The organism is Xenorhabdus sp. TS4 (assembly GCF_014467265.1).
Classification (GTDB): domain Bacteria; phylum Pseudomonadota; class Gammaproteobacteria; order Enterobacterales; family Enterobacteriaceae; genus Xenorhabdus; species Xenorhabdus ehlersii.
This window is the reverse complement of the sequence record NZ_NKHQ01000003.1, coordinates 250,974-274,344: the sequence shown is the minus strand read 5'-3', so window position 1 is coordinate 274,344 and position 23,371 is coordinate 250,974. Positions and strand designations below refer to the sequence as shown.

Annotated in this window: 26 protein-coding genes and 1 tRNA gene; 12 read left to right on the top strand and 15 right to left on the bottom strand. The window is 41.8% G+C overall.

What is annotated here, in order from left to right; translation table 11 throughout:
- Positions 1–193: 193 nt before the first annotated feature.
- From Xets_RS27675 to mutY, 4 genes are all read right to left on the bottom strand, one after another.
- Positions 194–269: transfer RNA gene (locus tag Xets_RS27675), tRNA-Phe, on the bottom strand.
- 169 nt (positions 270–438) lie between these two features.
- Positions 439–1,512: a membrane-bound lytic murein transglycosylase MltC gene (gene mltC, locus Xets_RS27670; RefSeq protein ID WP_187651093.1), complete on the bottom strand. Its 1,074-nt coding sequence runs from the start codon at positions 1,510–1,512 to the stop codon at positions 439–441.
- 111 nt (positions 1,513–1,623) lie between these two features.
- On the bottom strand, positions 1,624–1,896 hold the full coding sequence (locus tag Xets_RS27665; protein WP_099131003.1) for an oxidative damage protection protein: 273 nt from the start codon (positions 1,894–1,896) through the stop codon (positions 1,624–1,626).
- Positions 1,897–1,930: 34 nt separating this feature from the next.
- The gene (gene mutY / locus Xets_RS27660; RefSeq protein ID WP_187651092.1) at positions 1,931–2,971 is read right to left on the bottom strand and encodes an A/G-specific adenine glycosylase; all 1,041 of its coding nucleotides are present in this window, start codon (positions 2,969–2,971) and stop codon (positions 1,931–1,933) included.
- A gap of 245 nt (positions 2,972–3,216) precedes the next feature.
- On the opposite strand from mutY, the gene trmB reads away from it, so the two are divergent.
- The 7 genes from trmB (at position 3,217) to Xets_RS27625 (ending at position 8,651) form a co-directional block, all read left to right on the top strand.
- The gene (gene trmB, locus Xets_RS27655; protein ID WP_187651091.1) at positions 3,217–3,936 is read left to right on the top strand and encodes a tRNA (guanosine(46)-N7)-methyltransferase TrmB; all 720 of its coding nucleotides are present in this window, start codon (positions 3,217–3,219) and stop codon (positions 3,934–3,936) included.
- Positions 3,936–4,262: a YggL family protein gene (locus Xets_RS27650; RefSeq protein ID WP_099131006.1), complete on the top strand. Its 327-nt coding sequence runs from the start codon at positions 3,936–3,938 to the stop codon at positions 4,260–4,262. Before trmB ends, Xets_RS27650 begins: the two co-directional genes overlap by 1 nt.
- 46 nt (positions 4,263–4,308) lie before the next feature.
- Positions 4,309–5,280, top strand: coding sequence for a glutaminase B (glsB, locus tag Xets_RS27645; protein ID WP_099131007.1), 972 nt, complete (start codon positions 4,309–4,311; stop codon positions 5,278–5,280).
- A 36-nt stretch (positions 5,281–5,316) separates the two neighbouring features.
- The gene (locus Xets_RS27640) at positions 5,317–6,054 is read left to right on the top strand and encodes a DUF2884 family protein (RefSeq protein WP_099131008.1); all 738 of its coding nucleotides are present in this window, start codon (positions 5,317–5,319) and stop codon (positions 6,052–6,054) included.
- 128 nt (positions 6,055–6,182) lie between these two features.
- Entirely contained in the window at positions 6,183–7,127 is a 945-nt protein-coding gene (locus Xets_RS27635) for a siderophore ABC transporter substrate-binding protein (RefSeq protein WP_187651090.1), read from the top strand.
- Positions 7,128–7,344: 217 nt separating this feature from the next.
- A complete protein-coding gene (locus Xets_RS27630) occupies positions 7,345–7,830 on the top strand; it encodes a YbhB/YbcL family Raf kinase inhibitor-like protein (RefSeq protein WP_099131010.1) in 486 nt (161 codons plus the stop codon).
- A gap of 41 nt (positions 7,831–7,871) precedes the next feature.
- Positions 7,872–8,651 (top strand): L-threonylcarbamoyladenylate synthase, encoded by a 780-nt coding sequence (locus Xets_RS27625; protein ID WP_099131011.1) that lies wholly within the window; start codon positions 7,872–7,874, stop codon positions 8,649–8,651.
- A gap of 87 nt (positions 8,652–8,738) precedes the next feature.
- Here Xets_RS27625 and Xets_RS27620 read toward each other — a convergent pair whose 3' ends face one another.
- A complete protein-coding gene (locus Xets_RS27620) occupies positions 8,739–9,656 on the bottom strand; it encodes a LysR family transcriptional regulator (protein ID WP_099131012.1) in 918 nt (305 codons plus the stop codon).
- Between the two features lie 223 nt (positions 9,657–9,879).
- On the opposite strand from Xets_RS27620, the gene Xets_RS27615 reads away from it, so the two are divergent.
- The 3 genes from Xets_RS27615 (at position 9,880) to Xets_RS27605 (ending at position 12,923) form a co-directional block, all read left to right on the top strand.
- A complete protein-coding gene (locus tag Xets_RS27615; RefSeq protein WP_187651089.1) occupies positions 9,880–11,178 on the top strand; it encodes an aconitase/3-isopropylmalate dehydratase large subunit family protein in 1,299 nt (432 codons plus the stop codon).
- Positions 11,175–11,726, top strand: coding sequence for a 3-isopropylmalate dehydratase (locus Xets_RS27610; protein ID WP_099131014.1), 552 nt, complete (start codon positions 11,175–11,177; stop codon positions 11,724–11,726). The genes Xets_RS27615 and Xets_RS27610 overlap by 4 nt, the downstream gene beginning before the upstream one ends.
- 189 nt (positions 11,727–11,915) lie before the next feature.
- Positions 11,916–12,923 (top strand): taurine catabolism dioxygenase TauD, encoded by a 1,008-nt coding sequence (locus Xets_RS27605; RefSeq protein ID WP_099131015.1) that lies wholly within the window; start codon positions 11,916–11,918, stop codon positions 12,921–12,923.
- A 190-nt stretch (positions 12,924–13,113) separates the two neighbouring features.
- Here Xets_RS27605 and hemW read toward each other — a convergent pair whose 3' ends face one another.
- The 5 genes from hemW to Xets_RS27580 form a co-directional block, all read right to left on the bottom strand.
- Positions 13,114–14,244 carry a radical SAM family heme chaperone HemW gene (gene hemW, locus Xets_RS27600; RefSeq protein ID WP_187651088.1) on the bottom strand — a complete coding sequence of 377 codons (1,131 nt, stop codon included), beginning with the start codon at positions 14,242–14,244 and terminating at the stop codon, positions 13,114–13,116.
- Positions 14,237–14,830 (bottom strand): XTP/dITP diphosphatase, encoded by a 594-nt coding sequence (locus Xets_RS27595; protein WP_099131207.1) that lies wholly within the window; start codon positions 14,828–14,830, stop codon positions 14,237–14,239. Before Xets_RS27595 ends, hemW begins: the two co-directional genes overlap by 8 nt.
- Before the next feature lie 65 nt (positions 14,831–14,895).
- Positions 14,896–15,459, bottom strand: a complete 564-nt coding sequence (locus tag Xets_RS27590; protein ID WP_187651087.1) for a YggT family protein — start codon at positions 15,457–15,459, stop codon at positions 14,896–14,898.
- A 32-nt stretch (positions 15,460–15,491) separates the two neighbouring features.
- Positions 15,492–16,313 carry a pyrroline-5-carboxylate reductase gene (proC, locus tag Xets_RS27585; protein WP_187651086.1) on the bottom strand — a complete coding sequence of 274 codons (822 nt, stop codon included), beginning with the start codon at positions 16,311–16,313 and terminating at the stop codon, positions 15,492–15,494.
- A 65-nt stretch (positions 16,314–16,378) separates the two neighbouring features.
- Positions 16,379–17,074 (bottom strand): YggS family pyridoxal phosphate-dependent enzyme, encoded by a 696-nt coding sequence (locus Xets_RS27580; RefSeq protein WP_099131019.1) that lies wholly within the window; start codon positions 17,072–17,074, stop codon positions 16,379–16,381.
- A 22-nt stretch (positions 17,075–17,096) separates the two neighbouring features.
- Between Xets_RS27580 and Xets_RS27575 the strand changes: the two genes are divergently transcribed.
- Complete coding sequence (locus Xets_RS27575) at positions 17,097–18,095, top strand: type IV pilus twitching motility protein PilT (RefSeq protein WP_187651085.1); 999 nt, start codon at positions 17,097–17,099, stop codon at positions 18,093–18,095.
- A gap of 87 nt (positions 18,096–18,182) precedes the next feature.
- Here Xets_RS27575 and ruvX read toward each other — a convergent pair whose 3' ends face one another.
- From ruvX to rsmE, 4 genes are all read right to left on the bottom strand, one after another.
- Complete coding sequence (ruvX, locus tag Xets_RS27570; protein WP_099131021.1) at positions 18,183–18,605, bottom strand: Holliday junction resolvase RuvX; 423 nt, start codon at positions 18,603–18,605, stop codon at positions 18,183–18,185.
- Positions 18,605–19,168, bottom strand: a complete 564-nt coding sequence (locus Xets_RS27565; RefSeq protein WP_099131022.1) for a YqgE/AlgH family protein — start codon at positions 19,166–19,168, stop codon at positions 18,605–18,607. Before Xets_RS27565 ends, ruvX begins: the two co-directional genes overlap by 1 nt.
- 107 nt (positions 19,169–19,275) lie before the next feature.
- Positions 19,276–20,235 carry a glutathione synthase gene (gshB, locus tag Xets_RS27560; RefSeq protein ID WP_099131023.1) on the bottom strand — a complete coding sequence of 320 codons (960 nt, stop codon included), beginning with the start codon at positions 20,233–20,235 and terminating at the stop codon, positions 19,276–19,278.
- Between the two features lie 9 nt (positions 20,236–20,244).
- Complete coding sequence (rsmE, locus tag Xets_RS27555) at positions 20,245–20,976, bottom strand: 16S rRNA (uracil(1498)-N(3))-methyltransferase (protein WP_187651084.1); 732 nt, start codon at positions 20,974–20,976, stop codon at positions 20,245–20,247.
- 362 nt (positions 20,977–21,338) lie between these two features.
- Here rsmE and Xets_RS27550 point away from each other — a divergent pair, with 362 nt between their 5' ends.
- Complete coding sequence (locus Xets_RS27550) at positions 21,339–21,773, top strand: A24 family peptidase (RefSeq protein WP_099131025.1); 435 nt, start codon at positions 21,339–21,341, stop codon at positions 21,771–21,773.
- 703 nt (positions 21,774–22,476) lie between these two features.
- Here Xets_RS27550 and Xets_RS27545 read toward each other — a convergent pair.
- Complete coding sequence (locus Xets_RS27545) at positions 22,477–23,361, bottom strand: MBL fold metallo-hydrolase (protein ID WP_187651083.1); 885 nt, start codon at positions 23,359–23,361, stop codon at positions 22,477–22,479.
- Positions 23,362–23,371: the final 10 nt, after the last annotated feature.

Below are 23,371 nucleotides of genomic sequence, written 5' to 3'. Positions count from 1 at the left end.
CGAATTGCTAGAAAACTTCTTTCTCACACGTTGGGTATTTTTGCCAATTTTAAACAAGGTAAAAGTCAACGCGACTGGCTTCAACAAGCCAACGTTATAAGATGTTAAAGTCGAGCATCGCGTGAAATAGTATTAATTTTGCAGGATTTACTAAGAATTGTTTGACTGGGCTGGACTTCACTGGAAGTTGAAGTGGTGCCCGGAGGCGGAATCGAACCACCGACACGGGGATTTTCAATCCCCTGCTCTACCGACTGAGCTATCCGGGCTAACGGGGCGCATTAAACCGTATTCAGCCCAATCCGTCAAACACTTTCTGCATAAATTTATTTATGTGCTTTTAATTCACACAATAAGCTATAAATATAAACAAAACGGAGAAGCAATTGCTTCTCCGTTTTGTTATTTCTCTACTATCCGTTGCTAATTTGTTATCAACTATCTTCGATAGCTTTTCTGTGCATTGTTCACTTTTATCAAATAGCGACGTGATTCAGCAGCAGGGTGTTTATTGGTTAGAGTTGCATAAATATCACCAGGTTCCATTGAATTGATGATTTGAACCGCTTTCTTTTTATCATTGGAGAATACGCGTAATACACTGCCTGCACCGCCATTGTAAGCAGTGATAACGGCATATCGACGTGAAGTTGCGTTTTTGATTTCCCCTAAGTATGTATTTTGCAATATTGATAGATAGGCAGTACCGGCATCAATATTGTTTTCAGGATCGAAGAGATAATTGCGGCTAGGCTGGCCTGACTTTCCTTGCATCTTGAAAACATCTCGTCCGGCGGTGTGTTGCATTACCTGCATAAGGCCCAAGGCATCAGAACGGCTGACGGCATAAGGGTTAAAACTGGATTCAGTCTGCATGATGGCAAGGATCAGGGATTCATCAACGCCATATTTTATGGATGCTTTGCGAACGATAGGAAGATATTTATGAGCGCGTTTATCCAAATGGTTAGGAACCAACTGTATGGTGACTGACCAAATGATGTGTAATCCCGATTGACGTTTTTGCAATTTATTTTGGATCAGATAATTGGCAAAATGACGTGCGCGCCACTCCCAGCGAATGGGTTCACCAGTGTTATCCAGAACCTGTCCATATAGAAAGGGTTCTTTGCTGATCTGAATATCGTTGGCGTCGGAATAAAGATCGATAGTTCCAGGATCATCTCCCATCAGCAAAGTCGTAACGATCGCTTTGCGTAAATGTTCAGTGGGTTCAATTGGGGAAATGGTTTCAATCGTAATATTTCCCGTCTCAAAATTGATATGGCTACGGGTCTTATATTGATCTGTATATTTAACGTAATCTTTTGGGCCTGCGATTAAAACTTCCTGTAATCCCCAAATATTTTCAATATTATGGGCAAATTGTCCCATCAAAATATCGAATCCATTGGTGTCTTTTATATATTCTTCTCTGTATTCAACGTCTTTTTTGCCAGAACAGGAAATTAGAAGTGGAGCAAGGAGGATCAGAGCCAGCAGTCTTTTCATTTTACAATGCCGTTGGATATTAATGCTGTTGGATATTCAGGTTTTAATCAATGTTTAGAGCCATACAAAATGGCTCTTATTATGTCAATCTATACGAATAGCGTAGTAATATTATTTTTCTGGAGGTGTATAACCGTCGATTTTAATGTCATGTCCTTCAAACAGGAATTTAACCATCTCTTGTTCAAGCAGTTTGCGATCTTCTGGATTCATGGTATTGAGTTTTTTTTCATTAATCAGCATGGTTTGTTTACTCATCCATTGTTGCCATGCTTCTTTCGAAATCTCATTGAAAATACGCTTGCCCAATTCCCCTGGATAGAGCTGAAAATCTTGACCTTCCGCTTCTCGTTGTAAAAAAGTGCAAAAAATAGTTCTGCTCATAATTAATCCTCAAATCCTCAAAATAGTGGGCAACTTAACCCAATTGTTGCAAAAGGTACTCAATGGGAGCTGCCAATCCAATAGTTGCTGGCTGACGTAAGTTATACCAAAGTCCCTTACTTTCATCCATGCAGGAATCAAAAGCTAAGATATCGATCTTAATAGGAACGATATCTAAATGAAAATGGCTGAATGTGTGGCGAAATGCTGTCAGTTGTTCAAGTTTGCTGTGTGAGATACCTGAATTTTTTAGCCATTGTTCCAGTGATATTTGATCAGTAAATTGCGGGAAAGCAAACAATCCCCCCCAAATACCAGAAAGTGGGCGCTGCTCTAGCCAGACCATATCGCCATGTTGCATTAATAAAAAGTAGGCTGTTTTTTCAGGAATGCTTTGTTTTGGTTTTTTCCCCGGATAGTTTGCCCAACTGTGATTGGCGTAAGCGATACAACCCGTATTAAGTGGACAAATCTCACATTTTGGTTTGCTGCGGGTGCAGACTATAGCGCCCAAGTCCATCATCGCCTGATTAAAATATTCGACACCTTGTTTGGGCGTTACGCGTGTGCTGATATCCCATAACTGGTTTTCAACCTCTTTTTTCCCCGGCCAGCCGTCAACAGTGTAGCAACGAGCCAAAACACGTTTCACGTTACCATCAAGGATCGGGTAATGCTTACCTTGGGACAATGAAAGAATGGCTCCGGCAGTTGAACGTCCTACACCGGGCAGGGCAACAACATCATCAAAGGTTGTTGGAAATTTACCCTTGTGCAATGTCACGATCTGTTGTGCGGCTTTATGTAAGTTACGGGCACGGGCGTAATATCCTAAGCCAGTCCATAAGTGGAGAACCTCATCCAGTGGGGCAGCAGCCAAAGAGGTAACATCAGGAAAACGTGAAATAAATTTTTGGAAATAAGGAATGACCGTCGCAACTTGAGTTTGTTGCAGCATCACCTCTGAAAGCCAGACGTGATAGGATGTTTTTTCCAACTGCCACGGCAGGGTTTTGCGGCCGTAGCGGTGATACCACTCAAGTACCACTTGTGAAAATTGCTCAGCTTCCATCATTAGAATAATTGTCTTTATATCTGGTAATTGTTTCGTGAGCGGGATTGCAACATAGTGTAACCTCAGTGTAAACCCGAACTTTGTTTCGAAGCATTACGCAAACATAGCATTAAAGTTGTGCTTATGGACACTGAACTTGATAAACTCAGCCATCTTTGCATAATTGCGCTCTCTTTGGGCAATCCTGCGGTACATAAAGTCCCAGACGCCTGAAAAAATGTCTTTAGAAACTGACAAAAAGTACCATGATAAATAATGTAATTTCACCGGAATATGATGAAAATGGCAGGGCATTGCGCCGTGTCCGCAGTTTTGTGCGTCGGCAGGGGCGGTTAACGAGTCGCCAGCAACAAGCACTTGATAATGTGTGGCCAAGGATGGGAGTGGACTATCAGACAGAATTGTCCAATATGGAAGAGATCTTTGGTCGTGAAGCACCTGTTGTGTTGGAAATCGGTTTTGGTATGGGCGCATCATTGGTCACAATGGCAAGCGAAAATCCAGAGAGAAACTTTTTGGGAATCGAAGTTCATGCGCCGGGAGTTGGGGCTTGTTTGGCATTCGCAGAAGATGAAAATCTCAGTAATCTGCGAGTGATGTGCCATGATGCTATCGAAGTATTGAATAACATGATCCCAGATCAGAGCCTGGCAATGGTTCAGCTTTTCTTCCCTGATCCGTGGCATAAAGCGCGCCATAACAAACGTAGAATTGTGCAGCCTGAATTCGCTCAATTAATTAAAAGTAAACTGAAAATTGGTGGTGTCTTCCATATGGCGACCGACTGGCAGCCATATGCAGAGCATATGCTGGAGGTGATGAGCACAGCAGAAGGGTATCACAACTTATCGGGAAACGGTGATTATGTGCCACGTCCTGAGTCGCGCCCGGTCACAAAATTTGAGACGCGTGGTCAGCGGTTAGGTCATGGTGTATGGGATCTAATGTTTGAGAGGGTAAAATAATGGCTAAAAACCGTAGTCGTCGTCTGCGTAAAAAATTGCGTATTGATGAGTTTCAGGAATTGGGTTTTTCAGTAAAGTGGAACTTTCCGGCTGATACATCCGTTGAGGTTGTCGATAGCACAGTTGATGCCTTGATTGAAGAACTGATCGAGCCAAATGGCCTTGCTCTGGATGCCAGCGGTTATTTGCAATGGGAAGGTATTGTCTGCCTGCAAAAAATCGGCAAATGTACGGAAGAACATCGCCAATTGGTTGAGAGTTGGCTGAAAGATCGCGGTATGGAAGACGTTATCACATCAGAATTGTTTGATGTGTGGTGGGATTGATTCGCTGTTGCATAAGAAAAAGCGTATTACGTAAAAATAGCGCTGTATGCAGGGGCTCGTTAGGGGCCCCTGTTTGTCTGGAGAAAAAGTGGTGAAGGTAAGGTTCTCTAATTCGTTGTTGGCAGATATCTTAGAAGAAGTACGCCCTTTGATTGGTCAAGGAAGAGTAGCAGATTACATTCCTGCTCTGGCGGAAATTCCGGCAAATAATTTGGCGATGGCCATTTGTACGGTAGATGGGCAAGTTTTTAAAGCGGGAGATGCGGAAAAGCGCTTCTCCATCCAATCCATTTCTAAAGTGTTGAGCTTAACATTAGCGATGACACGTTATAAGGAAGAGGATATCTGGCAACGGGTGGGTACGGAACCTTCGGGACAGCCGTTTAACTCATTGGTACAGTTGGAGTTGGAAAAGGGAATTCCCCGCAATCCTTTTATTAATGCGGGAGCATTGATTATTTGCGATATGCTGCAATCTCGCTTGAGCGCACCTAAACATCGAATGCTGGAGTTTGTTCGTAGCCTCACAGGACAAAAAAATATTTCTTATGATGATATCGTTGCCCGTTCAGAAATGGAGCATTCCAGCCGCAATGCCGCGATAGCTTACCTGATGAAATCATTCGGTAATTTTGGGAATGATGTTATCACCGTTCTGCAAACATACTTCCAATACTGCGCCTTGAAAATGAATTGTGTTGAATTAGCTCAATGTTTTATTTATTTAGCCAACCAAGGACGAATGATGGATTCCGGTCAACAAATTTTGAGCCTTCGACAAACTCGTCAGATTAATGCACTTATGTTGACATGTGGTATGTACGATGGTTCTGGCGAGTTTGCTTTCAGGATCGGTATGCCAGGGAAATCGGGTGTTGGTGGTGGCATTATCTGTGTGGTTCCGGGAGAATTCACTGTTGCGGTATGGTCGCCTGAACTGGATAAATCCGGCAACTCATTGGCAGGTTGCGCAGCACTGGAAAAATTAGCAGGGCGTATTGGACGTTCTATCTTTTAATCTGTCTGTGTTTAACCTTAGAAATCAGGAGAATGTATGCTACGCAGGATCACGATTGCTGCATCATTATTATTTGCGTCTCAAGCCATTGTCACTCAGGCACAGGCGAGTTCTGAATGTCATGCGACACTTAATGATGACATTATTGTCACACCAAATTCTGTCCAAATTACAGGAGCGAGTGGAAACCTGAAAATATTGTCTGATGGTTCCATAACCAGAGAGGGTAAGGTGTTATCGCTGAATACAGAACAACGTAGTAAAGCTCAGCAATATCAACAGACGATCCGTCAGGATTTACCTTGGGTTAAGAAAGAAGCGCTAAGTCATTTGACGAATGCGCGCCAGTCACTGGATAAAGTGGTGGTCGAAACAATGGGTAAGGAAAGTAATATCCGTAACCGTTTATCTCAATTGGAATCTGGCCTCATTAAACAAATCGATAAAGTGATTGAAACCCGTGCTAATGGTTTTGCCTTTAATGCTCAGGCTGTCAAACAGGTAGAACCTGAAGGCCGGAAACTCATTGAACAGAGCCTTGGTGGTATTTTGCAGGATAGTATTAACGAAATGAGCCGTAAAAATAGTGACCAAAATGGTGACGGCAAACAAATGATAATGTCTCTTCTCGGTGGGTTAGGCGGCATGCAAAATGGTTTTGATGCAGAATGGAAAAAGCAGGAACAAGAATTAAAGCGTTTAAAAGCGGAAGTATGTAGCAAAGCCAGTCAATTAGAACAACAGCGCATTAGTCTTATGAATGAGATTAAGTAAAATAGGTTGTTTACCCTACAAGTAAATAAGAATCAATATGAAATTGATTCTTATTTTGTTGACATATTAATGTTGCCACCTAGAATGCAAGCCACCTCTTATTAATAGACTTAATTTAGGTGTAACGAATGAAAAAAATCTTGTCAATTGTTATTGCATCACTGCTTTCTGCTATCAGTTACTCTGCATTCAGCCAATCACCAGAATTAGTTACGCCAAATTCAGTGACAGCTCAGTCTGGTGATTATGCCACGGTGAAACATATTTCCGGCGAAACCCAGGTTAAAAAGAATCCAAAACGGGTGGTTTTATTCGATTTCGGAACTTACGATTCAATGGCGAAACTGGGATTGTCTGATCGAGTGATTGCATTACCCATTAATAATTTACCTGAATATGTGCGTAATAGTGTGTCTACAACTATGCACAATGCCGGGGGAATGAAAGAGCCGAATTTGGAAAAATTAGCGGAAATTAAACCAGATTTAATTGTCATTACCGGACGTCAAGGTGCTTTTTATGATCGTCTGTCACAAATAGCACCAACCATTAATTTAAGCACGGACAATAAAAACTATCTGTCATCCGTTGATAGTAATCTTAAATTGTTGGGTGAGTTATTCAATAAGCAGGATATCGTGAAAGCGCAATTTGCTGATTTGGAAAAAACGATTGCATCCGCTGAGGAAAAAGCAAAAGCAGCAAACAGTAAGGTATTAGTATTACTGCATAATGCGGGTGAGTTATATCCTAATAATCAGGTTATTGTTTACAATGTGATTAAAGCGCCTCGTGCTGTATTGCCGGTTACATCGGATAAAGACAAAAGTCGAATTGTGACGGCGGATATGATTGCACAAGCTAACCCTGATGTGATCTTGATTATCGACCGTAGTGAAGCAATTGGTGCAGGTAAATTAGAAAAAGATCAGTTTGAAAATGATCAAGTCAAATCAACTAATGCCTATCAAAATGGGAAGATAGTGTATTTACAGTCTGATCTCTGGTACTTGTCTGGCGGTGGTTTAGATAGCATGACGCGACAAATCAAAGCGGTTGCTGATGCATTATAATTTCATCACGTTGTAATTTCACAAATTAAAATTCTTTTTCTCTGAAGTTACCCTGAAGTCTGAATAGTGAGATTTCGGGGTATTTTTGACTCACTTATTACCCCTAACCCGTTATTGTTCCTAAATTGAAACAATCAAGCAAAATCATAACCTGGCCTTGCGGTACAGAAAATCTACGTTAGGATATTTCAAAAGGCATCCAATGGGGGACATAAGCATGATTATTAGTTCAACTGAATTTAAGAATAGTGATTTCTTGAAAAAAGAGCATGAATTTAATCAATTTGATGGCAATGGTGATAACCGTTCCCCCGAACTTGCTTGGGCGGACGTACCAGCCGGAACCAAAAGTTTTGCGATTACTGTCTATGATCCTGATGCACCAACGGGTAGTGGCTTCTGGCACTGGGTCGCTTTTGATATTCCCGTTGTAACACAATCCTTACCTGCAAATGCAGGGCAAAGTGATGGTAGCAAATTACCAACCGGTACAATTCAGAGCAGAAATGATTATGGCCTGTTTGGTTTCGGTGGTTGTTGTCCACCTGTGGGAGATAAAGCCCATCGCTATGTTTTCACTGTACATGCCTTATCGGTAGAGAAACTGGGAATTGATGCTGAAACAACAAATGCCGTTGCGCGTTTTATGATCCAGGCCAATACCTTGGCAACAGCTTCTATTACCGGCTACTACCAGCGTTAACCGAATCAATAATTCTTCCGTTTCCAGTAAGGGGTATCAATATGAGCAGCAAAAAAATTCAATGGAACTATGGGTTACAGCCGGAAGCGGTAGAGATCCTCGCTAATGATGGAGGCATGATCGTCTGCCCAACCAAAGTTGGCTACATTATCATGACATCTGATGCGCAAGGTCTGGAGCGTAAATTTGAGGCTAAGCTGCGTAATCGCAACAAGCCTGGTGTTGTTTTATGTGGTTCTTTGGAACAATTGAAAGAGTTGGCTCAGCTTAACGCGGAAATTGAAGAACTTTATCAAAGACATTGGGATGAAGACGTATTATTAGGTTGTATCTTGCCGTGGAAAGAAGAAGCGATAGCCCGTATTCCAGATGATGGTTCTAAAGAACTGATGATGGATCAACGTGGTACGAGCTGTTTCGTCATTAAATTTGGCAAACCCGGCGAAATCCTGGCAAAAGAACTGTGGGAAAAATATGGTAAGTTCTCTTTTGCCAGCTCGGCTAACCCATCAGGTAAGGGAAATCGCGGGCTGGTTGAATGTATCGGTGAGAGGATAGAAGAGCGGGCCGATCTGATTATCTGCGCTAATGACTATGTCAAATCTATCCAGCCAAATGAAACTGAGCAAACTCGTTATGAACAAGGTGTGATGGTTTCAATGGTAGATGAAAATGGTAAATTAGTTCCGCTGCAACAGGGGCAACGCGATATTACTCCATGTCCGGTATTAATCCGAAAAGGGTTGGATGTACATAAAATCATGGCAATGATGTCCGACACTTTCACTACCTGGGATTACCGTCACGGCAATTACTATTAATTATTGTTGATTAATAGTAATGGCTATTGATACCTCTGACAGATAATATCTTTGGCGGGTGCTGTTGTACCCGCTTGATATCTGTAGTTATGCTTTTTTTCCTTTCTCCAAATCTTGCCTTAGCTTGCGTTGCAAAGAGCTTGCAAATTTTTGTACACGCGAAGATAGCGTATTTTCTGATTTAAATAGTATCCATGCCTGATAAATATCCATGCTCCATTCTGGGAGAAGTCGTACTAATTTCCCTTCTGCCACGGCTTCATGAGTAACATAATCGGGGAGATAGGCAATACCCGCTCCTGACAGAGCGGAACTCATTAACGCCACACTGTTATTGATGCGAAATCGGCTGCGTACTTCAATATCCAGCTTATTTCTTTCCTTACGGAATGGCAGGGAAATCGTATGTGCAGGGCCACGAAATAGCAGATAATCGTAACGAGGAAGATCTTCAGGTTTCTCTATTGGAGAAAATGGGTTTATATAGTCTGGGGTTGCGTAAAGTCCCCAGGTGATATCAATTAAAGGCATAACAAGTGGATATTGTGGCGTTTCACGCCCTATGATGATGGCAATATCGCATTGGTCTTCTTCCATATTAATTGTTCTGTCGGTCAGTTCCAAATCGACACTGATATGAATATTACTGGCGATAAAGTGATTCAGGGCGGGAACAATACATTGGCTGCCAAAGGATACCGGCGCAATCAAGCGTAAGCTTCCCATCGGTTCTTCATGGAAATTACGTATAAAATGTTCAGCATTTTGGGCTTCGGTAAGGATCCGATGGCAGTATTGGTAATAACTCATCCCAACTTCTGTTACTTGAATTTTACGTGTAGTGCGGTTGAGTAATTGGGTGCCTAATCTTACTTCTAATTGTGCAATCTCGCGGCTGACAGAAGACTTGGATAGCCTTAACGATCTTGCTGCTTCAGTAAAACTCAGCGTCTCTACAACACGGGCAAAGACCACCATTGAGGTAAGATTCTCAATATTATTCATGCAATAACCTGATGATTTACTCGTAGGAACCAGCCTATAACATATCACATATCCTATAGTGATATGTCAGATTCAATGGGTAAGAATTTCCCATTTTGTGGACAACTGTTCCATAATGGAAACAGTGAATCATACGATGGTATTTCCCTACGTTAAGGAGTCGTAATCTTGTTAGGATGACAGTCTATTGAGTCTGTTTTTATCTTTCGGAGGGCAATGTGAGATGAGCCAAACTATTACACAAAAAATTCTTGCACGGGCAAGTGGGCGTGCGCAAGTCACTCCGGGTGAAGTGGTTTGGGCGAAAGTGGATATTCTGATGTCTCACGATCCCTGCACGCCAGGTGTAGCCAGCGTATTTAAAAAGGAGTTTGGGCAAGATGCAAAGATATGGGATCCTGAACGCTTTATTTTAATTCCAGACCATTTTGTCTATTCGGCTGACTCACAAGCTAACCAGAATATTCGGGTGATGCGTGAATTTGCCGCTGAACAGAACATAAAATATTTTTATGATGTTGGGACACCCAATTATAAAGGTGTGTGCCATATAGGGCTTGCAGAGGGAGGACATATTCGCCCGGGTGAAGTGTTACTGGGCACAGATTCTCATACTGTAACTGCGGGGGCTTTTGGTGCATTTGCCATTGGGTTAGGGATTACTGACGCAGCTTATGCATTAGGTACGGGAGAAATTCCTCTTAAGGTGCCAACAACCATTAGGGTCAATTTTACCGGAACCAAGCCAGCCCATGTTTTGGCTAAGGACATGATTTTATCTGTATTGTCAGAGTTAACTGTCGATGGTGCAACCTATCAGGCTATAGAGTTTGGTGGTAACGTTATTGATGAGTTATCAGTAGAAGAGCGCATGACGATTTGCAATATGGTCGTTGAGTGTGGAGCTAAAAATGGCATTATGGTTCCCAATCAGGCGACTCTGGATTATTTAGCAGAAAGAAATAATCTCCCGTTTGAAATTGTCTACCCTGACGAGGATGCACAATATAGCCGTGTGTTAAATATTGATGTTTCCACGATGCAGCCAAAGATTGCCAAACCCCATTCTCCGGATAATGTCGTTTCCATTGAGCAGGTAGCCAATGTTGCCATTTCTCAGGCATATATTGGTTCTTGTACCGGGGGCAAGCTGGAGGATTTTGTTGCGGCAGCCCGCGTTATCAAAGGGCATAAAGTGATAATTCCAACTTATGCAGTACCTGCAACAAAAGAAGTTTTCCATAGAACGATTACGACCCAAATCGATGGCGTTTCTGTCTACCAGATTTTAAGCGATGCGGGAGTGAAACTTTCTTCTGAATCAGGGTGTGCCGCTTGTTGTGGTGGCCCGCCAGATACTTTTGGCCGCGTCAATGATCCAATATCAGTCATATCCACCACCAATCGCAATTTTGTCGGCAGAATGGGGCATAAACGCGCCAATATTTATCTCGCTTCTCCTTATTCTGTTGCCGCGGCTGCTATTACTGGTCAAATAACAAATCCTAAGGAGTTTTTATGAGTGAGTTAAAGGAAAGTATCATTCGGGGTGAGGTTTATGTATTGACCGATAATATTGATACTGACCAGATTCTTTCAGCGGAATATCTCAAGGTCAATCCTTCTACTCCTGAAGGATACGCTCAACTGGCTTCGCTGGCGATGTGTGGATTACCGGAAGGTTCACTGCCTTTTATTGATGAATGCAAGGGAAAAGCGAAATACCCGATCATTGTGGCAGGGCAGAATTTTGGTTGTGGATCTTCACGTGAACATGCTGTGGCAGCCTTAGGTGCTTCAGGGGTGAAAGCGGTGCTTGCTCAATCTTATGCCCGTATATTCTTTCGAAATTGTGTATCAACTGGCCAGTTATTGCCCGTTGCAGCCCAAGAGCGCTTGTGTGACCAATTAGTCACGGGAGACAGTATTGAGATTGATATTGAAAACCAGACCGTCATTCTGTTGAAAAATGGTGAAAAATATCAAACCGATCCTATTGGTGAACTTGCCAATATTGTCTCTGCCGGAGGGCTATTTTCTTACGCCCGTGCTTCAGGCAGAATAAGATGATATTGAAAACAGCCATCTTTTCTTAATAGATGGCTGTTTAATTTAGAAAAATTCTGGTGATAATTTTATTCTCTCTTGATTTATTTTTCCTTTTATAAATTTTAATGTGATTAATTCACTTAAGATTTTTATAAGATATTGTTGGTAGTATAATGACATGTTTGGAATAATATTATTTGGAGGTTTAAAATGATTAGTGTTTACAAATTTGACAGGTTGGAAAACAAAGATATTTTTAATGCTCTTGATATAATTAATGTTAATCCTTATGAAAATTATATTAATTTTAAGCATGAAGTTAGCAATCTTATTTTGTTGGGAAAAGTACCAAAGAAATTTGTAGAAGTATGTCATAAAATAAAAGATGAAAGACGACTATATGGTATTAATGCACAGCTATTGAAAAATCTTCCTATTGATAGAGTTATTCCTGAATTCGATCAGGAAGACCCTGTGAATGATAAATACAGGAAGAAAACAACATTTATTGGAGAAAGCCTGTTAGAACTTTTCTCACAGTTAACTGATTCTCCTCTACTGGCTTACCAGACACGCAATAACGGTGATTTCTTTCATGATGTCTACGCCCATAAGAAATATTCTAATACACAAACGCAAAAAACTGATGGTGAACTCTATTTCCACAATGATCGTACCGCGCATCCTGTGAGAGCGGATTTTCTTAGTTTACTTGGTATGCGTTGTAGTGAACGAAATTTGATTTATACAGGTTATCTTGATGGCAAGGATATACTTTCTTACCTAAAGCCAGAATCGCAGCACTGGTTACGTCAACCTTGGTATATGACTCCTTATGACGAATATTCAAGAGACTCTAACAAAAAACAAATTTACTCTGAAAAGCATATCATTCTTGAGAACATACATACTTTTCGTTACTACGATACCCGTACTACCTATTTATTAGATGCCCCTAAAGAAGCTATTGAGGCTCTTCTTGAATTGAAAATTGCTATCACTAAAGCAAAAAAGGAACATATTTCTATTAATAGCGGAGATTTATTTTCTTTTGCAAATCAGGATTCACTGCATAATCGTGAAATTATCAAGGTTGTTGATAAAAATGCTGCGGAAAAGCGTTGGTTACTTAAAACATATAGTTTCAGAAATGAAGAGTGTTTAAATAAATATAGAGAATATTTTCATCCAGAAATATCTGGTCTTGTTCAGGAATAATTATAATGTTTTCTAATATGAAATATTACCTTTATCTGGTAATGCTGTTTGATTAAGAGAGAACTAAGTAATGTGGGTAACTATGTGCACTGGTTAAAATATAGCTCTAAAAACAATATTCCCTCAGATTCTAACCAATAAAACTGCACCTTTTAATTTTTAGGTGCAGTTTATTTATAAGTTTATTTCTTCAAAGAAACAGCTCTAGTAAGGAATTCAGGAATAGTTTTCCGTGCTTGGTGATTTGCCAGTGTGTATCGCTTTCAGTGATATAGTCTTTCGTCAGTGCTTCGTCAATTTGTGGACGAATGACACTTTCCGATAATCCGGTGAAATCACTGAAATCCTGGCGTGGCATCGATTCCAGCAAGCGAAAACGGTTCATGAAAAATTCAAATGGACGATCTCCATTATCCACCTGATTTTGCTGATCCAGATAATTCCCTTGCATATAACCGCGTGGATGTTTGGTTTTTACCGTACGGAGAATACGGCCATCTGCAAACGAAATTTTGCCATGTGCTCCGCAACCAATCCCCAAATAATCACCGAAACGCCAGTAATTGAGATTATGCTGGCATTGATAACCGGGTTTGGCATAGGCCGAAGTTTCATATTGTTGATAACCCGCCTCTGTCAGTAATTGATGGCCTTGGGAAAAAATATCCCATAACGCATCATCATCCGGTAAGACCGGAGGGCGAGAACCGAAACTGGTATTGGGTTCAATCGTTAGTTGATACCAGGACAGGTGGGGGGGCGATAACTCAATAGCCTGACGTAAATCATTCAATGCTTCATTGAGTGTTTGGTTAGGCAGGCCATGCATCAAATCCAGATTGAAACTGCGTAATCCAAGCCCGTTAGCCAATTTAGCTGCCCGTTTGGCCTCTTCCGGGCCGTGGATACGCCCTAAACGGATAAGTTTATCTGAACCAAAACTTTGTACACCGATAGAAATGCGATTGATTCCCGCTTGCTGATAAGCACTGAAACGAGCAGCTTCAACGGTTCCCGGATTGGCTTCCATTGTAATCTCTGCTTGCGGAGAGAGTGGCAGTGAAGCCCTGACCCCATCAAGCAATCGTTGCATACCTTCGGCGCTTAACAGACTAGGGGTTCCTCCACCGATAAAAATCGTTGATACCTCACGATCACCAATCATTGGTAGATCCACATGCAAATCTGCCAATAGATGATCAACATATTCCTGATGCGGTACATCCCCTTTTAAGGCATGTGAATTAAAGTCACAATAAGGGCATTTCTGCACGCACCACGGAATATGAATATAAAGACTCAGAGGTGGCAACTTAAGCATTACGCATGGCTTCCAATAACATTGCTAATGCTTTCCCACGGTGTGAAATGGCATTTTTTTGCTCACGAGTTAGCTCGGCGGCTGTACAGTTAAATTCAGGAGCATAAAAAACGGGATCATAACCAAAACCGCCTTTTCCAGCCGGTTCACGGGTAATCATGCCTGACCAGCGACCGTGATATACCAGAGGGGTAGGATCTTCTGCATGGCGTAGGAAGACCAGTACACAATTGAATTGAGCCTGACGCTGTTCATCAGGAACATCGCGCATGACTTGCAATAATTTTTCCAGGTTCTCCTGATCGGAGGCATTACTGCCTGCATAGCGAGCGGAATAAATACCTGGTGCACCACCTAATGCGTCAACCGATAACCCAGAATCGTCGGCAATCGCAGGTAAACCGGTCACTGCTGCGGCATGGCGAGCTTTGATGATTGCGTTTTCAATAAAAGTGAGACCTGTTTCATCGGCTGAATCCACACCTAATGCGGTTTGAGCCACGATATCTAAGCCAAAATCAGCTAATAAATCAGCCAATTCACGTACTTTACCTGCATTTCCCGTGGCGAGAACAACTTTTTGCATTGCCATTTATTTTATTAACCTGTATATCCAATTAATCTATGTATCTAATTGATCTGTTTATCTAATTAACTTGCGAACATTGAAGCCAGCCACCCCATTACATCGTAGCGCAGGGCATTCAGTGCGTAGAGAATAAGAATGACAATCATGGCAGAGAAATCAAGGCCGCCCATAGAAGGGATAATGCGGCGGATAGGTGCCATTAGTGGTTCAGTTAATTGAATCAGGACATAATCCACAGGGTTGCGTCCTTGGCTGATCCAGCTTAATAACGCGCGGGCGATCACTAACCAGAATACGAGCTTTCCGGCAGCAGTCAGTAACTCAATCACGCTAAACAAGAATATGGCACCAGAAGGGACTAAAAATTGCCCTGTGGCTAACCATATCGGCAACAAGATCTTGATAATAATCAGCAGGTAGGAGAGAAGTACGGACGCGGTATCAATGGGACCAATGGCAGGAATGACTCTGCGTAATGGGCGTACCACAGGTTGGGTAATTTTAACGATAAATTGTGAGAATGGATTATAAAAATCACAACGTGCCCACTGCATCCAGACACGCAGTAGTAAAACGGCAATATATAAATCCAGAACGGTGAAAAAGACGAAGTTTAAGAATTGCATGTAGCAGCCCTGATTGAATTAAACCAATTGAATTAAAATAATTTTTCCATTTCCTGTGCTCGGCGAATGGCTCCTTGCATGGCATTGGACACAATTTCAGGCAGCTTGCCTTCATAAAAAATGCGCAATGCTTCAGCCGTTGTACCGCCTTTAGATGTTACCTGCTCACGCAGGATAGCAAAAGGAAGATCTTTTTGCGTTTCAGCAAGTTTAGCTGAACCTATGGCTGCTTGCAGGACAAGTTCTCTGGCCGTTTCACTGTCAAATCCCAGACGTTCCGCTTCTTGTTGCATCGATTCCATGAACAGGAAGAAATAAGCAGGGGCACTGCCTGCGATGGCGATAATATCGTTGATACCGTTTTCATCATTTACCCAGCTGACTTTCCCGACACTACTCATTAGCGATGCTGCAAAGTCGCGATCAGTTTGCCCGATATGCTCAGGCGCAAACAATCCACTCATCCCTTGCCCTACAAGCGAAGGGGTATTTGGCATAATGCGGATAATATTGAGATTATCCTGCAAGAGCGTATAAAAACGGGACACTGGAATACCAGCAGCAATAGAAATAACCAGTTTTCCACTGAAATCGACGTATGAGTGCAGTGATCCACAAACTTCTGCCATCATTTGCGGTTTAACCGCCAGAACGATGACATCGGCTTCTTGTGCGTAACGAATATTATCGCCTTGACTATTAATGCCATATTCTTTTGCCAGCACATCACGGCGGGCGGTAGTTGGAGAACAGACAGTGATAAGTTCGGCAGGATAACCTTTGCTGACTAAGCCGGCAATAATGGCATGAGCCATATTTCCTGCGCCAATAAAGGTGATTTTACGATTTTCCATTAGATAATCTCGTCTATTAATCAGTTAATTTAAGGTATTGAATCAGGTGATTTTCATTTTCTATATTAAGACTTGTACTGACGGGCACCGAATATTGCCATTCCAATCCGAACTAGTGTAGAACCACAAGTAATAGCGGCTTCCATATCATCCGTCATGCCCATTGATAGTGTATCAGCTTGGGGATATTGCGCTTTTAGCTTAATCAATGCTTGTTCCATTTGGCGAAAAATGGCAATTTGGCGTTCAAAGTTGTTTTCCGGTGCAGGTATTGCCATCAATCCGCGCAATACCAGATTAGGCAATCCATTAATAGTTGCAGCCAATTCGGTTAACTCTTCCAACAAAATGCCTGATTTGCTCTCTTCTCCACTGATATTAATCTGGATCAGAATATTAAGAGGCGGCATGTTTTCAGGACGTTGCTCGCTTAAACGTTGGGCGATTTTTACTCTGTCAACGGTATGACACCAATCAAAATTTTCTGCAACCAAACGACTCTTGTTCGATTGTAATGGGCCAATAAAGTGCCACACTAAATCGTCACGGTTAGTAAAGTATTGGATCTTTTCAACCCCTTCCTGCACGTAATTCTCACCAAATTCCCGCTGGCCATTGGCTATGGCTTCTGCGATGGCATCCACAGGTTTGGTTTTACTGACTGCAAGCAAAGTAATTTCTTCTGAAGAACGTCCGCATTTTTGCGCTGCAAGTGTCATGCGGTTCCTGACATCGTGAAGATTTTGTTCGATATTGTTCATAATTGACTCAGGAGATAAAAAAATGAATATGGAAAAATGGGTGTCCCTTAGTGTAAAGCATAATGCTTCCGATCTGCATCTTTGTGTCGGGCAAGTTCCGGTTTTGCGTATCAATGGTATGTTATACCCACAGAGACAATATGAGGAAATTCAACCTAATACCCTTATAACATGGAGTGAAGAAATATTATCGGATGCGCAGAAACAGCAGTTACATAAGCACGGTCATGTCGATTTTGTGGTAACAATGCCAGATAAACAGCGACTCAGGGGAAATCTATTCTATCAACAATCTCATTTATCATTGGTATTGCGATTGATTGAGAATAAATGCCCGACATTGGAACAACTCTATGCGCCTGACATCATCCAGCACCTTACCTTGCAGGAGATGAGTGGATTGATATTAGTGACAGGTGCGACGGGAAGCGGTAAGTCTACTACGCTGTCAGCTATGATTAATGCTTTGAATAGCCATGTTTGTAAGCACATCATTATGTTGGAAGATCCAATAGAATTTGTTCACCGAAGCCGAAATTGTTTGATACAGCAAAGGCAGATTGGTAAAGATGTCGAGGATTATCAAACGGCATTGAAAGGAGCATTACGCCAAGATCCAGATGTGATCCTGCTGGGAGAATTACGGGATAAGGAGACGATCAGGTTGGCTTTGACAGCGGCTGAAACGGGGCACTTGGTTTTGTCAACGCTGCATACCCGTGGTGCAATTCAGGCGATAGATCGTCTGGTTGATGTTTTTTCCGCAGAAGAAAAAGGTTGGATTTGTAGCCAGCTGGCCGGAAGTTTAAAGGCAGTTATTTCTCAGCAATTGCTTCCTGCTAAAGATGGTGGAAGAGTAGCTATTTATGAAGTTTTGGTCATCAATCAGGCTGTTAGTCATTTGGTAAGAGAAGGCAAGAATCATCAAATAGCATCATTAATGCAGACTGGTGCTGCTTGCGGTATGCAAACTTACGAGCAAAGCCGAAAACAACGCAATTCGTTGGGGTTGCTGGGATAAACTGCTTACGGTAATAGCCATGCCTAATGGTGAGTATGGCTATTACGGATATTGCTATTATAAATATTGCTATTATAAATATTGTTATTATTGATATTGCTGTTCAAACCAGCTTTCCAGGATAATAACAGCGGAAGTGGCATCAACCTTACTTTTATTCAGTGCTTTATAGCCACCGTGATCAAAAAGGTGAGAGCGTGCTTCCACGGTAGTTAATCGTTCATCATGCAGTTCAATTTGTACCCCGAAACGGCCATGTATGCGATTGGCGAACTTACGGGCTTGTGCGGTGACAAGTTGTTCTGTGCCATCCATATTGAGTGGCAGACCAACAATAACCAGATCGGGTTGCCACTCTTTAAGTAATTTTCCAATAAGCTCCCAATTAGGGGAACCTTCGTTGGCTTTGAAGGAGGTTAATGCTCTGGCCGTGCCTGTGATTTCTTGCCCGATGGCAGCTCCAATACTGCGAGTTCCAAAATCAAAAGCGATGATTGTACGGTTTTTCATCAGGCGTGTCCTGCTTGTGATGAGAGATTGTAAATATTAACCCCCAGTAAAGAAGCCGCTTCATGCCAGCGGGTAGCAATAGGAGTATCAAAAATGATGGAAGGTTCAGCGCTGACAGTAAGCCAACTGTTTTCCATAACTTCCCTTTCCAACTGACCAGCTTCCCAGCTTGAGTATCCAAGGGTCATTAAAACATTTTTCGGTTGGCGCGATGTGCCCAGAGCTTCCAGCATATCTTTGGATGTCGTGATCATGGTGTGTTCAGAGATCTGAATACTGGAACTGAAACCTGATTGCGGCGTATGCAAAATAAAACCGTGCTCTTCAGACAGAGGACCACCCGCCATCACTGGCCGGTTGAGATTGATCGTACTGTCTCTATCTTTAGGAGTGATATCTAATTTTTGTAAGATACTTTGGATAGAAACTCGGTCTATTGGCTTATTGATAATTAATCCCATTGCCCCGTTTTGATCATGTTCGCAGATATAAACCACGGAACGATTGAAATAAGGATCAGAGAGAGAAGGCATGGCAATAAGAAAATGATGCTGTAGATTCATGTGTTTTCTGATAATTATTTTGGCAATATAAGAATGACTGGCCCACAGTATGTGGGCTCTTATTATAAATGGCAAATATTGTCAGGAAACGAACGTTGTTTGGCCTGTTATGCTATCTGTTTTTCCAATCGTTTTTCGATAGCATCCATCAGTATGCCGGTAATGGAGATGTCTGGGAATGCCGCTTCTATTTCACGTACACAGGTTGGGCTGGTCACGTTGATTTCAGTTAAACGGTCGCCAATGATATCCAACCCAACAAAAATTAATCCTTTTTCTTTTAATACCGGAGCAACTGCACGGGCAATTGCCCAATCGCTTTCTGACAATGGGCGTGCTTCTCCACGACCACCTGCCGCCAGATTACCACGGGTTTCTCCTTGAGCAGGGATACGGGCAAGGCAATAAGGTACAGGTTCACCATCAACAACCAGTACGCGTTTATCTCCATCTTTAATGGCAGGCAGAAAATTTTGTGCCATGCAATAACGAGTGCCATGTTCAGTCAGCGTTTCAATAATAACGCCGACATTGGCGTCATCTTTTTTCAGACGGAAGATGGAAGCGCCCCCCATACCATCCAAAGGTTTAAAAATAACATCGCTATGTTTTTGGTGGAACTCGCGTAATTTTTTGGCACTGCGGGTGACTAGCGTATCGGGTGTCCATTCCGGGAACCAGGCAGTAAACAGCTTTTCGTTACAGTCGCGCAGGCTTTGGGGCTTATTAACGATCAGGCTGCCTTTGACTTCTGCTCTTTCCAGAATATAGGTTGCATAGATGTATTCAGTATCAAAAGGTGGATCTTTGCGCATCAAAATAACTTGCAAAGTATCGAGAGCGATTTCCTGCTCACTGCCAAGCTGATACCACTGTTGGGGATTTTCTTCTACCGTGAGCAAACGTGTATGAGCGCGAGCCTCTCCTTGATGCAGATAGAGATCATGCATTTCCATATAATGGATTTCCCATCCGCGTTTTTGTGCTTCCAGCAGCATGGCAAAACTAGTGTCTTTCTTGATGTTGATGGATGAAATAGGGTCCATCACAATACCGAGCTTGATCATTTTTTCTCCTTAACCTAGGTCACCAAAACGTACTTGCAATGCGGTAATTGCAGTGAGTGCCGTCGTTTCTGTCCTCAGAATACGAGGCCCTAACAGGATATCAGTAAACTGATATTTTGCTGTCATTTCTATTTCTTCGGCAGATAATCCCCCTTCAGGCCCAATCAGCAGGCGCACTTTTTCCACAGGGAGTGAGAGGGTATTGATGCTATGGCTGGCACGGGGATGCAGATTCAATTTTAAGCTACCATCGTTTTCTGCGCACCAGCTTTCAAGTGGCATAACGGGGCGGATTTCAGGGATCCGGTTACGTCCGCATTGCTCACAGGCAGAAATGACAATTTTTTTCCATTGTTGTAATTTCTTCTCCAATCTTTCTGTATCCAGTTTTACACCACAACGTTCAGACAGAAGTGGGGTAATCGTGTTGACACCCAATTCAACAGATTTTTGGATTGTAAATTCCATTTTTTCACCACGGGACATGACCTGCCCCAGATGCAGGTTCAGCGGTGATTCATGATTAGACAATTTGCCATCAATGATAGACACTTTAATCGTTTTTTTACTGGCTTCCGTGATTATTGCATCAAAAGCCTGATTACTGCCATCAAAGAGTTGTAATGCTTGCCCGTTACTCATTCTAAGCACGCGGCCAACGTGATTGGCAGCATCGTCACTCAAATAAATTTCCGCTCCTGTTGAGAGCAGTTCAGGGTGATAGATGCGGGGTATTCGCATATTCTTCTTTCCTTCTTTTTTCCGGATTCTTCCGGTATGGCGCAAACAACCATATGACAAAATTGATTCACCGTCATGATAAATGAGCGCTGTTTGCGTGATCAAGTTATCTCTTGGCTTAAGGAATACAAGAGATCTCCTTGCGAGCTGGTTCGCATATTTATTTTATAATTGCTTTTTTCGCTAAAATTTCATTGCCAATAACCGGAGTGGAAAATTAATATTCATCTTGTCCTGATTTATGTCAGGAAATAAGGAAAGAAGACGGTGACAAGGATGTTTTTTATAAATGGATTTTCATTTTTTACAGGTGAGAAAAAGGAAGGAACTCTATTTTAATTAACGTAGATTATATAATAGTTATGTTTTTCTGTAGTACCTTATTGTTATTGGCCGTTATCGATATTAAAACATATTGCTTGCCTGATATTATCACTCTTCCTTTATTATGGTTTGGGCTTTTGGTTAATATTGATGGTAATTTGATTCCGATAAAGAGTGCAATATACGGCGCCATATCAGGGTATCTTTTTTTGTGGTTTTTGTATTGGTTATGTCGATATACCTTAAATAAGGAAGGAATAGGTTATGGTGATCTCAAATTAACCGCGGCAATCGGTGCCTGGTTGGGTGTGGAAATGATACCAATATTGATACTGATGGCTTCATTGTCTGGACTGTTTGGGTTTGTAATAATTGGAGTGAAAAGAAAATCTTTTCCTGAGTTTATCGCATTTGGGCCTTATTTATGTTTATCCGCGATAGTATTGCTGGGGTATGGTATTGGTAAAGTATAATATTCATCTGCAAAGTGGGACAATAGATAAAAAGTGGCGGAGAGAACAGGAACCTAACCTACGGTACGCATTCTGTATATACTAGATGTTAAAAGCATCTAGTTGGTTTAAGCTGCTTTTCTGCATATGCCAGACGTTGGAAGCATCTGTTAGCTTGAGCAGCGCATCCTGCGTACATTAGACGTTAGAAGCATCTAGTTGGTTTAGGCTGTTTATCCTGTATGCGCTAGATGTTAGAAGCATCTAGTTGGTTTTAAGCTGCTTGCCCTGCATATTCTAGACGTTGGAAGCATCTGGTTAGCTTTGGGCTGCTGGCTTATCTCTCCGCTGACTGCAAATTTAAAAAAAGTGAGATTTTTATTCAAGTTGATTTATTGGATTATGGACTATTGATCACAACTTGAGTTTATTAGTTATTTCGAATTATCAAAAGGCGATAAATATCACATCAATTAAAAAGGAACTGTGTTTATTTAATAAGTTTTTTATTTTCAAAGTTAATGTGTTATCGGTTTTTATATGGGGGTAAATATAAAATATTAAAATGGATTTTGATACTAATTTTATTAAAAATTGGCGCTGGACTTTTGTTTTTTATTTGGCATTTGGGATTCTTTAAAATTAAAGAGGGGGAGTGTTAAGGTAATATTTCAAATATTGTTATACGGGCGCTACTATCCGCAACGCCCGCAATATTTTCAACTTACTGAGGCCACTTCATTTCGCCTTTTAATACTCTGGCACTGAGTTCAAGGCTAGATTCATCAGCCAAATCCGGATAATGTTTTTTCATGGCTGCAATCAACGCATTGGAATCTTTTGCTTTCGGTAACTCTTTTTCCAATGTGGTCAGATAATTCTGGGTGAAAGTTACTGAATCCAACGTCATTGATGAATTCCCCAGATAGTGACCAGGTACAACAGTTTTAGGTTGCAGGCTCTTGATACGATCCAATGTTTGTTGCCAATGCTGGCGTGATGCTTTGGTTTGGGTATCTGCAATCCATACATGGATATGGTCAGAAACAGTCACACCACCAACAACTGCTTTTAATTTAGGAATCCAGACAAAAGTACGATCTGCGGCTGGGCCATCTAAGCCTTCAACAATCAGTTTTTCACCATCAACAGTAAAGGAATTTCCTGTTAGTGGCGCTGGTACGACGATCTTCTTGGGGGCCTGATCTGCAAGAATTCCACCCCAATAAGCTAGTTTGCCATCTTTGGTTTCATTGATTGCTTTGATGGTTTCTGGTGATGCGATAACTTTGGCGTCAGGGAAAGCTTCGGTGATCACGTCAAGACCAAAGTAAAAATCAGGATCGGATTGGCTAATATAGATCGTTGTCAGTTTTTTGCCTGTTTGCTGGATCATTTTTACCAGCTCTTGTGCATCATTTTTCTTAAATTGGGCATCAATCAGGACAACTTCATGATCGCCACTGATAATTTCAGAAGAAACAGGGAAGACACCTTTTTCACCTGGATTGTAGATATCCAATTTTAGATCGGTTGCTTGAGCCAGTGAGGCCATTCCCAAGGAGAGTGTCGCTGCCAGAGCGATGTTTAATGTTGTTTTGTGAGCCATCGTCGAATTC